Source organism: Streptomyces sp. NPDC046308, assembly GCF_055588065.1.
Genome location: NZ_JBVJFB010000001.1, coordinates 1,558,192 through 1,573,669, shown reverse-complemented (window position 1 = coordinate 1,573,669; position 15,478 = coordinate 1,558,192). Strand labels below are relative to the sequence as shown.

At 73.6% G+C, this 15,478-nt stretch carries 8 protein-coding genes; 3 read left to right on the top strand and 5 right to left on the bottom strand.

Annotated features, from left to right (window positions below; all coding sequences use genetic code 11):
* Positions 1 to 49 precede the first annotated feature (49 nt).
* A complete protein-coding gene (locus ACZ6JT_RS06905) occupies positions 50 to 1,141 on the bottom strand; it encodes a Gfo/Idh/MocA family protein (RefSeq protein WP_469207916.1) in 1,092 nt (363 codons plus the stop codon).
* 326 nt (positions 1,142 to 1,467) lie between these two features.
* On the opposite strand from ACZ6JT_RS06905, the gene ACZ6JT_RS06900 reads away from it, so the two are divergent.
* The 3 genes from ACZ6JT_RS06900 to ACZ6JT_RS06890 all read left to right on the top strand — a co-directional run bounded on the left by ACZ6JT_RS06900 (position 1,468) and on the right by ACZ6JT_RS06890 (position 4,884).
* Positions 1,468 to 2,346, top strand: coding sequence for a glycosyltransferase (locus ACZ6JT_RS06900; protein ID WP_469207914.1), 879 nt, complete (start codon positions 1,468 to 1,470; stop codon positions 2,344 to 2,346).
* Positions 2,347 to 2,468: 122 nt separating this feature from the next.
* Positions 2,469 to 3,854 (top strand): MFS transporter, encoded by a 1,386-nt coding sequence (locus tag ACZ6JT_RS06895; RefSeq protein WP_469207912.1) that lies wholly within the window; start codon positions 2,469 to 2,471, stop codon positions 3,852 to 3,854.
* Between the two features lie 10 nt (positions 3,855 to 3,864).
* On the top strand, positions 3,865 to 4,884 hold the full coding sequence (locus ACZ6JT_RS06890) for a TolB family protein (RefSeq protein ID WP_469207910.1): 1,020 nt from the start codon (positions 3,865 to 3,867) through the stop codon (positions 4,882 to 4,884).
* Positions 4,885 to 4,918: 34 nt separating this feature from the next.
* Here ACZ6JT_RS06890 and ACZ6JT_RS06885 read toward each other — a convergent pair whose 3' ends face one another.
* Genes ACZ6JT_RS06885 through ACZ6JT_RS06870 form a run of 4 tightly spaced genes read right to left on the bottom strand, consistent with a single transcriptional unit; the run spans position 4,919 to position 15,087 of the window.
* On the bottom strand, positions 4,919 to 5,749 hold the full coding sequence (locus ACZ6JT_RS06885) for an alpha/beta hydrolase family protein (protein WP_469207908.1): 831 nt from the start codon (positions 5,747 to 5,749) through the stop codon (positions 4,919 to 4,921).
* A 29-nt stretch (positions 5,750 to 5,778) separates the two neighbouring features.
* Positions 5,779 to 6,942 (bottom strand): acyl-CoA dehydrogenase family protein, encoded by a 1,164-nt coding sequence (locus ACZ6JT_RS06880; protein WP_469207906.1) that lies wholly within the window; start codon positions 6,940 to 6,942, stop codon positions 5,779 to 5,781.
* A gap of 1 nt (position 6,943) precedes the next feature.
* Positions 6,944 to 13,282: an SDR family NAD(P)-dependent oxidoreductase gene (locus ACZ6JT_RS06875; protein WP_469207904.1), complete on the bottom strand. Its 6,339-nt coding sequence runs from the start codon at positions 13,280 to 13,282 to the stop codon at positions 6,944 to 6,946.
* 32 nt (positions 13,283 to 13,314) lie between these two features.
* Positions 13,315 to 15,087 carry a fatty acyl-AMP ligase gene (locus ACZ6JT_RS06870; protein ID WP_469207902.1) on the bottom strand — a complete coding sequence of 591 codons (1,773 nt, stop codon included), beginning with the start codon at positions 15,085 to 15,087 and terminating at the stop codon, positions 13,315 to 13,317.
* Between the last annotated feature and the right edge of the window lie 391 nt (positions 15,088 to 15,478).

Genomic DNA, 15,478 nt, shown 5'->3' with positions numbered 1-15,478 from the left:
GCCCCCACTGAGTCGTTCGTCGTCATTCGTGTCACTGGCCCGCGAACCGTCAGCGGCCGGTACGCAGTCCGACGACCGCGCCCTTGAACTCCAGGCTCCGGGAGGCCGCTTCCAGGATGTCCAGCACCTTCAGGCCGGCCCGCCCGTCGGTCAGCGCGGGCCGCCCCGAGCCGATCGCCGCGGCGAACTCCTCGACCATGCTGCGCAGCGCCTCCTTCTCGCCGATCGCGGGCGCCACCATGTCGCCGGTCCGGTAGGAGACGAGCATGTCGCGGCGCTCGTCGGCGCCGATCTCCTGCGGGGTGCTCAGCTCCACGCCGCGGTCGAACACGGCCACGCGCTGGGAGGGGTTGAGGTCGTCCCACACCAGGGTGCGCTTGGACCCGCCGACCATGGTGGTGCGGACCTTCGTCGGGGACAGCCAGTTGACGTGCACGTGCGCGATGGCACCGGTGCTCAGCTGGAGCGTCAGATAGGCCACGCAGGACTGTCCGGCCCCGATCGGGTCGGCTCCGTGCGCGGCGACGGCGACCGGCTGGACGTGGTCCGGGAGGATGAAGTCGAGGACCGACAGGTCGTGCGGGGCCAGGTCCCACAGGACGTCGACGTCCTTCTGGACCAGCCCCAGGTTGATCCGTACCGAGTCGACGAAGTGGATCTCGCCGAGTTCGCCGGAGCGGACCATCTCCCGGATGCGGCCCACCGCCGGGGTGTAGCAGTACGTGTGGTCGCACATCAGCGTGAGACCGCGTTCCTCGGCCTCGTTGACGAGCCGCAGCCCGTCCTCGTACGTGGCGGCGAGGGGCTTCTCCACCAGGACGTGCTTGCCGGCCCGCAGGGCGGCCAGCGCGACGTCCAGGTGCGTTCCCGCCGGGGTGGCCACGGCGACCGCGTCGACGGCCGGGTCGGCGAGGACCGCCGCGTAGTCCGAGGTCGCCTGGACGGTGGAGTAGCCGCCGAGCACCTGCCGGGCCCGGTCGACGTTCAGATCACAGAGCCAGCGCAGCCGGAACCGCGGACTGGACTGGAAGTTGCGCACGAGATTGGGGCCCCAGTAGCCCGCACCGACCACGGCGACGCCTAACGGCTCCGCCCGACCGGCGGCCTTCGCGCCGGTGTCCTTCACAGTGTTGGGCTTCACAGCGTTCCCCTTCCTTCCCCGCACGCCGACCGGCGTGCCGACAACTCATGGCCGGGGCGCGTGGATGAAGGGGAATGCCGTCGAGGGCAGGCCGGACGCACGGGCGACCCGTGCGTGACCTGCTCAACGGTGATGGCCCCCCACAACCGATGCATTGCGTGATTGCGCGTACTACCCCCCGGCCGGCTGCATGTTCCCCCAGGCAGCCGAACCCGTACCTCCTGCCGAAACCGCTCGGCGCCGCTCAATCTAGTCCACCGGGCGTACCCCCGGGCAGAGTTGACGGAATCGCCTGGCGCGGGTGTTCGACCGTGCATACTGCCCGGGTGACCAGCATCGTGATACCGGCCCACAACGAGGGCCGGGTCATCGGCCGGCTCCTGGACGCGCTCCTGGCCGACGCCGACTCCGACACCCCCACCGGCACGGACGGACCCGACATCGTCGTGGTGTGCAACGGCTGTACGGACGACACCGCCCGGGTGGCGGCCGCGCGCGGTTCCCGGGTGCGGGTCGTGGAGATCCCGACCCCCTCCAAACACACGGCACTGCGGGTCGGGGACGAGCACGCGCGCGGCTTCCCCCGCCTCTACGTGGACGCCGACGTCGTCGTCGGGGCCGCCGACGTACGGGCCCTGACCGGCGCGCTCGCCGGGAGCCCCGGCCTGCTCGCCGCCGCACCCGGCCGCGACGTCCCGCTGGCCGGCTGCGCCTGGCCGGTCCGGGCGTACTACCGGGTCTGGCAGCGGCTCCCGGCCGTCCGCGAGGGCCTGTTCGGGCGGGGGGTCATCGCGGTGACCGAGCCGGGGCACGCGCGGATCGCCGCGCTGCCCCCGCTGATGGCGGACGACCTGGCCGCGTCCCTCGCCTTCGGGCCGGGGGAGCGGCGCGTGGTCGAGGCGGCCCGGGTCGTCGTGCACCCGCCGCGCACCTGGTCCGACCTGGTCCGGCGGCGGATCCGGGCCGCGACCTCCTCCGCGGAGTTCGAGCGCTTCCAGGCCGCCCAACGGGAGGGTGCGGCCGCGCCGTCCGCCCGTACGGGCACGTCCGACCTGCGCGCCCTGCTCCGGGAGCAGCCGCGGCTGCTCCCGGGGGTGCTGGTCTTCGTGGTGGCCGCGCTCGCCGCCCGCAGGGGGTCCCGCAAGGCCATCCGGAACCAGGACTTCTCCACCTGGCTGCGGGACGAGAGCAGCCGGCAGGGCTGACCGGGGCGATCGGGGCGTCCGGCCGAATCGGGCCGTACGAACCACCGTGGGCGCGTACGACCATTAGGGTTCCACTCGCACGTCCGAGTGACTCAGACCGTCGGCACCGGGAGCTCCAGAGCATGTACCTCGCGGACCGCTCCGCGCCCTCGCCCGGGGCCACGCCCTCGCCCGAGGACAAGCAGACCGCGCCGGACGGCAGACGCTTACGGGCCCGCGCCGTCGGTCCGGCCGTGCTGGCCCTCGGCACGGTCAGCCTGATCACCGACGTCTCCTCCGAGATGGTCACGGCCGTCCTGCCCCTCTACCTGATCGCGGGGCTGGGCCTGAGTCCGCTCGGCTTCGGCGCGCTCGACGGCCTTTACAACGGGGTCAGCGCGCTGGTGCAGCTGACCGGCGGCCACCTCGCCGACCGGGTCCGCAACCACAAACTGATCGCCGGCATCGGCTACGGCCTCTCCGCCCTGTGCAAGCCGCTGTTGCTCTTGGCGCACAGCCTCGGCCCGATCAGCGTCATCCTCGCGCTGGAACGCACCGGCAAGGGCCTGCGCACCGCCCCGCGCGACGCCATGATCTCCCTGTCCACCCCGGCGGACGCACAGGGCCGCGCCTTCGGCGTGCACCGGGCCATGGACACCACCGGGGCGCTGCTCGGCCCGCTCGCCGCGTTCCTGGTCCTGAGCGTCGCGGTCGACGGCTACGACGCGGTCTTCGGCGTGAGCGCGTGCGTCGCGGTCCTCGGTGTCGTGGTGCTCGTGCTGTTCGTCCCGTCGGGCGGCGGCGAGGTCCCGCCCCGGCCGGCCGGTGGCCGCGGCGCCACCGCCCGCCCGGAGCCCGTACGGCTGCGCGACGCGGCGGCCCTGCTGCGGCTGCCCCGGCTGCGCGCCCTGGCGCTCTGCGCCGTCCTGCTCGGCCTCACCACCGTCAGCGACGCCTTCGTCTACCTGCTGCTGCAGCGCCGCACCGGCATCGGCGACCAGTGGTTCCCGCTCCTGCCGCTGGGCACGGCCGCGGTGTTCCTGCTGCTGGCCGTCCCCGCCGGGAGCCTCGCCGACCGGATCGGCCGGCGCACCGTGTTCCTGACCGGGCACGGCCTCCTGCTGGCCGGGTACGCGCTGCTGCTGTGGGCCCCCGACTGGCCGCCGCTGCCCTACCTCGTCCTCGCGCTGCACGGCATGTTCTACGCCGCCACCGACGGAGTGCTGCCCGCCGCCGTGGCCGCCACCGTCCCCGGACGGCTGCGCGCCACCGGCCTGGCCGTGGTCGGCACCGGCCAGGCGCTGGCCCGCTTCGGCTGCTCGCTGGCCTTCGGCGGGGCGTGGAGCCTCTGGGGCACCGGCCCGGCGCTCGCCGCCGCCGCGGCCGGGCTGCTGTGCTGCGCGGCCGTCGCCGGATTGGTCCTGCGCCCCGAGGCCCCCGGCGGCGCCCCCGCCGACCCGCCCGCCGACCCGCCCGCCGACCCGCCCGCCGACCCGCCCGTCCTTCCCGACCCGACCCGAAGCCCGTGAGGCCCCCCGTATGACGCTGTCGTTGTCACGCCGCCTGCTCGTCCTCGCGGTGGCGGTGCTGCTGCTCGCAGGCCTCGCCGCCGTGCTGGTGGTACGCGCCGCGGACCGCGCCGACCGGCCGGGGACGGGTGGCCCGGAGATCGCCGCGGGCGGCGTCACGCTCACCCGGCAGGGCGAACTGCTCCTCCTCAACAGCGGACAGGGCCCCCACCGCGGAACCCTCGCCTCGGTCCCGGCCGGTGCGCCGCAGTCCGCGCGCACCGCCTCCGACCTGGACTGCCAGCGGTTCCACGCCGCCGCGGGCACCGGCGTGTGCCTGCGCTCCTCGCCGGGCGCGCTCGCCCAGGACAACAAGGCCCTGATCGTCGACGCCGACCTGCGCACCGTGCGCAGCCTGCCGCTCGCGGGCACTCCGAGCCGCGCCCGCGTCTCGCCCAGCGGCCGGTTCGCCGCGTGGACCGTCTTCGTCTCGGGCGAGTCCTACGGCTCCGCGTTCTTCTCCACCCGGACCGCGATCCTGGACACCCGCACCGGGAAGCTGGAATCCAGCCTGGAGGAGTTCGCCGTCTCCATGGACGGCCGGGACCACCGAGCCCAGGACGTGAACTTCTGGGGCGTCACCTTCTCCAAGGACGACGACACCTTCTACGCCACCCTCGCCACCGCCGGCCAGACCCATCTGGTGAAGGGGTCGATCTCCCGGCGCACCGTCACCACCCTGGCGCAGAACGTCGAATGCCCGTCCCTGTCGCCGGACGAGACCCGCATCGCATACAAGAAACGGGTGCGGCCCGGAGCCACGCTGTGGCGCGAACACGTCATGGACCTGGGCACACTCCGCGAGCACGCGCTCGCCGAGAAGCGCAGCGTGGACGACCAGGCCGCCTGGCTCGACGACCGGACCCTCGCCTACGCCCTGCCCAGCGACGGGGCCGCCGACAGCACGGACCTGTGGACCGTGCCCGCCGACGGCACCGGCGCGCCCCGGCTGCTGGCCTCCGGCGCCTCCTCCCCGTCCGCCCCGCGGTGACGGCACCGCGCACGGGCCCGTCACGCCGCGGCGGTCAGGCCCGGTCCACGAAGGTCCTGACCCGTTCGACGAGCGAGGCGTGGTCCCGGATCCAGCCGTAGTGTCTGCTGCCCCGCACCCCTTCGCCGAGCACCAGCTCCCAGTGCGTCACCCGCGCGCTCGTCAGCTTGTCGCTGAGTCCCCGCACCCCGGCGGGCGGGGCCATCCCGTCGCCCCTGACGGTCACCGCGAGCACCGGCAGGTCCAGCTTGGCCAGCCAGGGCTCGAAGTCCACCGGGGAGGACGGCACGTCGTAGCGGCCCGTCCGGACCTGGGTGGCCATGTCCCGCAGGATCTGCGCGGAGTCGTCGCCCAGCACGCCGATCCGCCGGCCGGGGAAGTACCCGTACGCCGAGGAGAACGCGGCGGCGAGCTGGAAACCCGCGAGCATCCCAAGACCCAGGGGGAACGGCCAGCCGCGGTAGTGGCAGGACGGGGCGCCCACCAGGACCGCGCCCGCGGCCATGTGCGGCTCCTGGCTGAGGTAGAGCGTGCCGAGCTGCCCCCCGAGGCTGTGCCCCAGGAGATGGCGCGGCGCTCCCGGGAACGCGGCCGCGACCGTGCGGAACAGCGCGGGGAAGTCGTACGCCACGATCTCGTGGTAGCCGTAGCGCACCCCCCGCCCCGGGCGGACGGAACTGGTCCCCTGCCCCCGCAGTTCGCCGACGGCCACCTGGAACCCCGCCCCGGCGAGGGCCTCGGCCAGCGGAGTGTAGGAGGCGGCTCTGGTGCCCATGGCGGGCATGCACACCAGTACGGGAGCCGACGGCTCGTCGGGCCGGCGGTACAGCCGGACGTCGGCCGTGGCGCCGTCCTCGGCGCGCACGGTCTCCGTGGTCGGTTCTGTGGACGGAATTACAGGCCTCCCTCGCTCGTGACCATCCGGCGCATCTCCCGGAACACGTTCAACAGCTGGATCTCGCTGGACCCTTCGAAGATCGTGAGGGCGCGTGCGTCGCGCCAGCGCTTCTCCACCCCGTAGTCGGCGGCGATGCCGCGCCAGCCGTACAGCTGCAGTATCTCGTTCGACGCGCGCACGGCCAGCTCCGTCGCGGCGTACTTCGCCATGGAGCTCTCCTTGCCGAACGGCAGCCCCTGGTCGGCGAGGGCCGTGGCCTCCTCCAGGAGCCCCCGCGCCGCGCAGAGCTCCACGTACAGCCGCCCCAGGGTCAGCTGCACGTGGCTCAGGGTGTCCATGCGGTCGTCGGGGTACACCCGGCGCTCGCCCACCCACGTCAGCGCGTCCGTGAGCATGGCGGCGACGAGCCCGGTGCCGCAGGCGGCCCCGCCGATGCGGATGGTCGCGAGGAGCTCGTTCAGCAGGAACTCGCCGTCACCGGCCCGTCCGATCAGGCTGACCGGCTCCAGGGCCACGTCCCGGAAGGTGACCGAGGGCGTGGGAAGGCAGCGGAAGGCCGCCTTCTCGATGTCCTCGCTCACGGTCACGCCAGGAGCATCGCGCGGGACGGCGAAGAACGACAGACCGCGTTTGCGGTTGTCCGTCACCGTGTTGGCCAGGACGAGGAACACGTCGGCGACGGTCCCGTTGCCGGACATGCACTTGCCGCCGTTGAGCAGCCACCCCGAGTCCGTCCGCACGGCGCGGGTGGTGGCCGCCAGCAGGTTCGAGCCGTTCTCGGGCTCGGTGAGCCCCAGCGCCGCGTACCCGTTGTCCTTCAGGAGCCGGGTGACGAAGAGCTCCTTCTGCTCCGGCGTGCCGGCGGCGACCACGGGATGCAGGGCGCCGCGGTTGAACACCAGCGTCCAGGTCATCCCGGGGCAGACCGCCGACAGCTCGGCGATGCCCTCGGCGAACTCGGTGTACGAGAGCCCGGCGCCGCCCAGTTCCTCGGGGAAGGCCGCGTTGAGGATGCCCTGGGCCGCCGCCCGTTCGTGGATCGGGACGGGGAACGTCCGCTCCTCGTCGTAGTGGCGTACGTGCGGTGCCATCACCTCGTCCGCAAAGGTGCGGAATATCTGCTTCCACTCTGATCGACTGCGCGATTCTTCCACGACCATCCTAAGAAACGGTGATGACGAACTTGCCGATGTTGTCCCGGTTGCGGAGCCGGGTGATCGCCTGCGGGGCGTCCTCGAGGGCGAAGACCCCACCCACGGCGGGACGCAGCACACCCGCGTCGACCAGCTCGACGAGGCGGTCCATCAGGGGCCGGAGCCGGGACGGATCACGCGCCAGCGCACCGACGTTCACCGTGCAGAACGAACGGCTGCTCATGAACAGGTCCCGGCCGTTCACGGCCAGGTCGAGCACTCCCGCTGCCCCGATCTCGACGAAGCGGCCCCCCGGCCGCAGCAGGGCGAGGCCCTTGCCCACGGCGTCCCCGGAGAGGGAGTCGACGATGAGGTCGAGCCCCTGGTCGGGGGTGATCTCCCGGACCGCGTCGGCGAAGTCCGCCTCCGCGTAGTTGATCGGGTGCTGGACGCCCAGGGCCCGCAGGTGCTCCAGCTTGGCCTCGGTGCTCGCCGTACCGAACACCGTCGCGCCGTGGTGCAGCGCCAGCTGCACGCACGCCGTGCCCGTCGCCCCGGCCGCGGCCTGGACGAGCACCCGGTCGCCCGGGTCCACGCGCGCCTCGCGCTCCAGGCACGCGATGGCGGTCAGACCGCTGATCAGCATGGCCACCGCGTCGGTGAAGGAGACACCGGCGGGCAGCGGAGCGACCGTGTACGCCTCCGTCGTCACGCGGGCCGCGTAACCCCCCTGCGGGGTGAGCGCGATGACCGCGTCGCCGGGCCGGATGTGCTCGACCGCGTCACCCACCGCGTGCACGACACCGGCCACCTCGTGCCCGGGGACGAACGGCGGGCGGGAGAGGAACGGGTGGAAGCCGGTGGAGGCCAGGACGTCGATGAAGTTGACGCCGACCGCGTGCACGTCGATGACGACCTCGCCCGGCGCGGGCTTGCGCACGGGCACGTCCTGCAGCCGCATGGCGAGCCCGGACGGGGTCGCGACGACGGTGTAGCCGCGGACGGTGCTGTGGCGCTCCTCCTCGGCCGGCGTGATCTCGCGCGCGCTCGGCGCCGCCCGCTCCCCCCGGGAATCGTCCCGGAGATCCTTCCGGGAGTCCTCCTGGGGCTCCGCCGTCCCGAGCAGGCCGTCCAGATGGAGCCCGACCGCGTCCACCGTCCGGTGGTTGAACATGAACGTCGCCGGCAGTTCGAGCCCGAAGTGGGCCCCGATCCTGCGGGTGACGGAGACGGCGAGCAGCGAGTCGACCCCCAGGCGGTCGAAGCGGACCGACGTGTCGATCTCGCCCGGCGCGCGCCGCAGCGCACGGGCCAGCTCCGCCCGCACGAACTCGGCCGCGGAGCCCGCCCTGCCCTCGGGCCGCGCCGTGGCCCGGGCCCGCGGCGCCCCGGCCCCGCCGGAGCCGCGGTTGAAACGGGCGACCAGCCCGTCCGCGACCTCGTCGCGTACGTCTAGGACCGCGAGCTGCGGGTGGGAGCCGGCCAGGGCGAGCAGGAACGCGCGCGCCCCCTCGTCCGGGGACATCGGGTGCAGCCCCGATTCGATCAGCCGGCGCTGGTACCTGGGGTCCGCGACCATGCCCAGCTCCGCCCACGGGCCCCAGTTGACCGTACGCACCGGTGTGCGCCGGCCGCGCCCGGTACCGGTCAGCGCGTCGAGCGTGGCGTTGCCCGCCGCGTAGGCGCCCTGGCCGGGCGTCACGAACAGGCTGGCCATGGAGGAGAACAGGACGAGGAAGTCCAGGTCCTCCGCGGCCACCGCGTCGATGAGGATCCGGGCGCCGAGCTCCTTCGGCCGCATGATCGCGTGCATGCGCTCGGGCGGCGTGGACTCGATCAGCGCGTCGTCCAGGATCCCCGCGGTGTGGATCACGCCGTGCAGGGCGCCGAACCGGCGCAGCGTCAGGTCCAGGGCGCCCCGTACGGCGGCCGCGTCGGTCACGTCGGCCCGGATGTACAGCAGCCGTCCGCCGGCGGCGTCGACCGCCTCCTCCAGCCGCGGGTCGACCTCCTCCCGGCGGCCGGTGAGCACCACCCGGGCCCCCGCCTCACGCGCGAGGGTGACCGCCAGGGTCGAACCCAGGCCGCCCAGGCCGCCCGTGATCCAGTAGACGCCGCCGGGCCGCAGGTCCGCCGGTACGGAGCCGGGCTCCACCGGGGTCAGGGCCGGGAGCGTGCGCTCCCCGTGCCGGTACCGGACGAGGAACGCGTCCGCCGGTACGGCGAGTTCCGCGACGACGTCACGGGCGAGCTCGCGCGTCGCCAGCTCGTCCGCCTCGATCCGGATCGCCCGTCCCGACCAGGTCGCGGTCTCTTCTTCGAGGGCGCGCAGCAGCGGGGGCAGCGCCACGTCGCTGCTCACCAGCGCGAGCTCGCGGCGGGGCGCCGTGCCGGTCCGCGCGGCGCAGCGCAGCAGCGCGAGGAAGGCCTCGCGCTCCGGCTCGACGACGAGCAGGCGCGCGGCCGCCGGCTGCGCCTCCAGGAACGCCGTGCCGTCCTCGCCCCCGGGCAGCGGCAGCACGGTGCAGTCGGCGCCGCTCCCGCGCAGCTCCTCCACCAGCGGCGCGCACCGCTCGGCGTCCCCGGTCAGGAGGACGACCCGACGGGGGCGTTCGCCCGGTTCGGCGGGCCGGGCCCGCGGGCGTTCGTCCACGGCGAAGAAACGCAGGGAGTGCCCGGTGCGGATCCGCTTCAGCGACACAGCGGTGAACCGGGCGAGGACCCGGCCCCCGGGGTCGAGGACGTCGACGTCGCAGTCGAAGGTGTCCGCGTCCTCGTCCTCGTTCAGTTCGCCCCGCAGCCGTACGTGGGCCAGGGCCGGGCCGGACCACGGCGCGAAGACGTCGACGCGGCGGTAGCCGAAGCCGACGAAGGTCCCTTGGGCACCGGCGTCGAAGGAGAGCCCGGCGATCGACTGCATCGCCCCGTCCGCGACGTCCGCGGGAAGCGGTCGGCCCAGGGTCCGCGACGAGGGCGGTGCGAGCTCGGTGAGCAGTTCCCCCTCGCCCAGCCACATCCCGGTCACCATGCGCATGCTGTCCCCGTACGACAGTCCGGAGGCCGCGAGGTGCTCGTACAGGGCCCGCGGCTCGACCGGCCGGGGGCAGCGCCGCCGGATCTCGGACGGGTCGACCGCGGGCGGCACGGGCCCGGTGGCCGACCACGCGGCGCAGACGTGCTCCTCCCACGCCGAACCCGGGTCGTCCGCCGCGCGGCTCTCCACGGACAGGTACGGCTCGTCCCCCGCGCGCATCCGCCGGGAGACCCGTACGTGCCGGGACTCGCCCTCGGCGACCGCCAGCGAGTTGGTCACCAGGACGTCGTCGAGCCCGTAGCCGCCCACCGGGCCGGGGTGGAGCTCCTTCAGCGCGGCGTCGAGCATCCACGCGGCGGGCGCGATGGCCCGCCCCTGCACGCGGTGGTCGCGGATGACCGGCAGCGAGCCGGTGACCAGCGTCCCCTCCGCCTGCGGGCCCGGCGGCTCGATCCAGTGCTCCTGACGCTGCCAGGGGTACGCGGGCAACCGGGTGCCGGCCCGGGGCGCGCCGCCGAAGAAAGCACGCCAGTCGATCTCGCACCCGGCCTCGAACAGCGCGGCGACCGCCTCGTAGGGGGCCCGGTCGTCCGTGCGCCGCATCGCCGGTACGGCGGCCACGGGACGGTCCTCGTCCTCCAGGCACTCGGTGACCGAGACCGACAGCAGGGGGTGCGGGCTCAGCTCCAGGAACACGCGGTGGCCGGCCACTGCGGCGCCGCGGACGGCGTCGGCGAACAGCACGGGCTCGCGCAGATTGCGCCACCAGTACGGCGCGGTCAGCCCGCTGGTGTCGAAGCGCTCCCCGGTGAGGGAGGAGTGGAAGGCGATGCCCGCGGGACGCGGCGACAGCCCGGACAGCTCCGAGAGGAGGTCCTCCCGCAGGTCCTCCAGCAGGGCGCAGTGCGAGGCCACGTCCACCTTGACCCGGCGGCTGAAGACGCCCTTGGCGTCCATGGCGGCGACGAACGCGTCGACGGCGCCCGTCTCCCCGGAGACGATCGTGGTGGCCGGGCCGTTGTGCGCGGCGAGCGACAGGCGCTCCCCGTACGGCTCCACGGCCTTGCGCACGTCCGACACGGGCAGCGAGACCAGCGCCATGGCGCCCTGCCCCCGGTGGCGCATCATCAGGGCGCTGCGGCGGCAGATGATCCGCGCCGCGTCCTCCAGGCGCAGCGCGCCCGACACGTGGGCCGCCGCGACCTCGCCCATGCTGTGGCCGACGACCGCGGCGGGCCGCACGCCCCAGGTCTGGAAGACGGCCGCCAGACCCACCTGCATCGCGAAGACGGCCGGCTGCACGACATCGATCCGCTCCAGCAGCGGGGCGGCGTCCTCCCGCGTCAGGACCTCGCGCAGCGACCACGTGACGTGGGGCGCGAACGCCTGCTCGCAGCGCGAGACGGCCAGGTCGAAGGCGGGCTCGGAGGCGAGCAGGGCCCGGCCCATCCCGAGCCACTGGGCGCCCTGCCCGGGGAACACGAAGACGACGCCCGCGTCGTCCGGCACGTGCCGGACGGCCGTGAACCCCTCCCGTAACCGGGCGAGGAGTTCGTCCTTGTCCTCGAAGGCGAACGCGGCGCGGAAGGCGCGCCCCCGGGGCCCGCCGCGGCCCCGCAGCAGCGTCGCCGCGGCCGTCCCCCGGCTCAGCTCGTCGCCGCTCAGTCCGCCGGCCCACGCCGCGTGGTCCGCGGCCTGCGCGCGCAGGGCCTCCTCGGTGCCCGCGGACAGGGCCAGCAGCCCGACGGGGTGCTCCGCGAGGGCCACCGGCTCCGCCTGCGGGGCGGGGCCGAGGACCGCGTGCGCGTTGGTGCCGCCGAAGCCGAAGGAGCTCACCCCGACCACGCCGACCTCGTCGGGGGACTCCCAGCGCCGCAGCGAGGACTGCACGCGCAGCCCGAGTCCGGCGAAGTCGATGTCCGGGTTCGGCTCTTCGCAGTGCAGGGAGGCCGGCAGGGCCCGGTGCTCGAGGCTCAGGGCCAGCTTGATCAGGCCGGCGATGCCGGCCGCCGCCTCCAGGTGCCCGACGTTCGTCTTCACCGAACCGATCGCGCACGGCCGGTCCGCGGCGCGCCCCCGGCCCAGTACGTTCCCCAGCGCGGCGGCCTCGATCTGGTCGCCGATGGCCGTCCCCGTACCGTGGGCCTCGACGTAGCCGACCTCCGACGGCGCGACGCCCGCCTGGGCGAGCGCGCGGCGTACGACGTCCTCCTGCGCCTGACGGCTGGGCGCCGGCAGCCCGTTGGTCCGCCCGTCGGAGGTCACCGCCGAGCCGCGGATCACGGCCGAGACGCGGTCGCCGTCGCGCAGCGCCTCGCTCAACGGCTTCAGTACGACGACGCCCGCGCCCTCGCTGCGCACATAGCCGTCGGCCTGCGCGGAGAAGGCCTTGCAGCGCCCGTCGGGCGCCATGACGCCCGAGGCGTCGAAGGCCTCGGTGATCGCCGGGCTCAGGATCACGTTGACCCCGCCGACGAGGGCGACGCCGCACTCACCGCGCCGGATCGCGTCGCAGGCGAGGTGGACGGCGACGAGGGAGGAAGAGCAGGCCGTGTCGACCGTCAGGCTCGGTCCGCGCAGGTCCAGTACGTACGAGAGCCGGTTGGCGGCGACGCTGGAGGCCCCGCCCAGCAGGGAGTAGGCGTCCGCCGACGGCGCGTTCGACAGCGCGTCGCGGTAGTCCGAGCTGGAGATGCCGACGAAGACGCCCGTGGGCGAACCTGCCAGGCCGTACGGGTCGATCCCGGCGTCCTCGACGGCCTCCCAGGCGACCTCCAGCACGAGCCGCTGCTGCGGGTCGATCCTGGCGGCCTCGTGTTCGCCGATGCCGAAGAAGTCGAGGTCCAGGCCGCCGACGCGGTCGAGGAAGCCGCCGAGGCCGGCGCGGTCCGTGCCGCTGTTCCCGCGACCCCAGCGGGAGAACCGCCCGTCGGGGATCCGTCCGATGGCGTCCACGCCCTGCTCGAGGAGGTCCCAGAAGGCCTCCGGGCCGTCGGCCCCGGGAAACCTGCACCCCATGCCGATGATCGCGATCGGCTCGCCGGGCCGCTGCCCGGCGGCCGCGCGGCTCGGCGTGCTGTGGGCGGCCCGCGCGGGCCGCAAGCCCTGGAGGTGGTCCAAAAGTTCCCCGAGGGTGGGATGTTCGTACGCGAGCGTCGGCGAGACCTTCCGGCCCAGCCGGGCGCCGATCTCACCGGCGAGCGCGACCGCGTCGATCGAGGACAGGCCGTACGCGGCGAGCGGTTCGTGGGCCGAGATGTCGTCGCCCGAACCCATGTGGGCCAGCTCGGCGATGCGCCGGCGCAGCCAGGTCTCCAGCTCCGTGTCCGTCATGTGCTTCCCCCTGTGGTGTGCTGTCGTGCACGTCAGCGCTTCGCGTTCCACGGATCGAGGCCGGCCAGGTACTCCTTCCGGGTCTCACCGCGCTGCAACTTCCCGCTCGACGTCTTGGGAAGGGTTCCGGCGGGCAGGAGGACGACGTCGCGCGCGGTCAGCCGGTGCTCCTGCATCACGGCGCGCCGCACGGCGTTCGCCACGCTCTCCGGCTCCGCCGCGCCCTTGCCGTCGGCCGCCTCCCGGCGGAGTTCGGCCGCGACCACGACCGCCTCTTCCCCGTCGCTGACCACGCCGAAGGCCGCCACGCATCCGGGGCGGATCGCGGGGTGCGCGCTCTCGGCGGTCCGCTCGATGTCGTGGGGGTGGTGGTTGCGGCCGCCCACGATGACGACGTCCTTGATGCGGCCGCAGACGAACAGGCCGTCCTCGGTCTGGAAGCCGAGGTCCCCCGTGCGCATGTACGGGCCTTCGCCGCTGTCGCCCAGCGTGGCCCCGAAGGCCTCGCGGCTGAGGTCCGGGCGCTGCCAGTAGCCGACGGCGACGCTCTCGCCCGCGACCCAGATCTCACCGACCTGCCCCGGAAGGCAGCGGATGTGCTTCTCCGGGTCGACGACGGCCACGTCCAGGGTCCGGCTGACGCCGCAGCTGACGAGCACGCGCGCATCCGCACTGTCCTGCGGCACGCTCTCCGCGAAACCGCGCTCCAGCTCGTTCTCGTCGAAGGAGCGGAACGTCCACGGCCGTGCGAGCGGCGCACCGCTCACCAGCAGCGTGCTCTCGGCGAGCCCGTACACCGGAATGATGGTTTCCGGGCGGAACCCCGTGGAGGCGAAGGCCTCGGCGAACCGGATCATCGAGTCCGCGCGGATCGGCTCGGCGCCGTTCGTCGCGACGGACCAGGAGGAGAGGTCCAGCGTCGCGCGGTCCTCGGCGGTCACTTTTCGCGTGCACAGGTCGAACGCGAAATTGGGGGCCGCCGAAAGCGTCCCCCGGTACGTCGATATCGCGCGCAGCCAGCGCACCGGGCTCTGCAGGAACGCCACGGTGGGCATCAGAACGGAACGGATCCCCATCATCGCCGGTAGGATGATCATGGAGATGAGCCCCATGTCGTGGTAAAGCGGCAGCCAGCCGACCACGACCGTGGACGAGTCGAGCCCGAGCGACGTGCGGATGAGGTCGATGTTGTGGGCCAGGTTGCGGTGGGTGACCATCACCCCCTTCGGCTGACCGGTGGAACCCGAGGTGTACTGCAGGAATGCGAGGGAATCCGGATCCGGGGCCGCGGCGAACCATTCCGCTCCGTTTTCCTCGGGAATCGTGTCGACGGCCAGCCACGCCGTTCCCCGGATTTCCGGAATGGTGCGTGCCGTCGTCTCGAGGACCGCCTGGATGTCCGCGGTGGTCAGCACGGCGGCGGGCTGGGCGTCCTCGGCGATGCCGGCCAGCCGCAGCAGCCCGCGGGCGCGCTGCTCGGGGTGCGGGAGATGGGCGGGCACCGCGACCACGCCCGCGTACAGGCACCCGAAGAAGGCGACGACGAAGTCCTGGCCGGGAGTGAACAGCAGGAGCGCCCGGGAGCCCGGCTCCACTTGCGCGCGCAGGTCCGCGGCGACGGCGCGCGCCCTGGCGTCGAGCGTGGCGAAGGTGAGGGAGGGTTCCGCCTCCTCGCCGTCGGGAAGGAAGGTGAAGAGCGCGTCCTGCGGAATGCGGGCGGCGTGGGCGTGCAGGGCGTCGACGACGGTCGCGTGGCGGATTTCGTCCAGGGCGGCGGGCAGCGGCGATAATGATTCGTCAAGCATTCTCAGCCTCAATCAGTGCCGGAAGTTGATGCTCGGACCGGGTGCGGGCCGGCGGGCACATGGCGAAAGCGACACGCGACTCCAGGAGCGCGGTCGGCGCGAAATACCCGTTCTTCGATCCGCCCGGGCGGAGTGCAGCGGAGAAAAGGTCAAGCCGGATATGGGGTACCGGGCAGTACTGGTCCAAACCTTAGGTCGGCCCTCGCTACCCGGTCAACTCACGTTGAATGGCCGGATGATGTCCGTGAACCGATAGCGGTCCGTTGTTTTCGGCCATTCTCGAAAGGCTTCGAAGGATTGCCGGCGCACGCCGACGTGGCTCCGAGCGGGGAGGACGGTATCGGCGCTCGGCGACCGTAGATGACGCTCACTGAGCGAAAATGACCGCCTA

Excerpts from the sequence above, each read along its gene's own strand:
- ACZ6JT_RS06870 (WP_469207902.1), bottom strand. The coding sequence starts at position 15,087 with ATGCTTGACGAATCATTATCGCCGCTGCCCGCCGCCCTGGACGAAATC.
- ACZ6JT_RS06875 (WP_469207904.1), bottom strand. The coding sequence starts at position 13,282 with ATGACGGACACGGAGCTGGAGACCTGGCTGCGCCGGCGCATCGCCGAG.
- ACZ6JT_RS06895 (WP_469207912.1), top strand. The coding sequence starts at position 2,469 with ATGTACCTCGCGGACCGCTCCGCGCCCTCGCCCGGGGCCACGCCCTCG.
- ACZ6JT_RS06890 (WP_469207910.1), top strand. The coding sequence starts at position 3,865 with ATGACGCTGTCGTTGTCACGCCGCCTGCTCGTCCTCGCGGTGGCGGTG.
- ACZ6JT_RS06880 (WP_469207906.1), bottom strand. The coding sequence starts at position 6,942 with ATGGTCGTGGAAGAATCGCGCAGTCGATCAGAGTGGAAGCAGATATTC.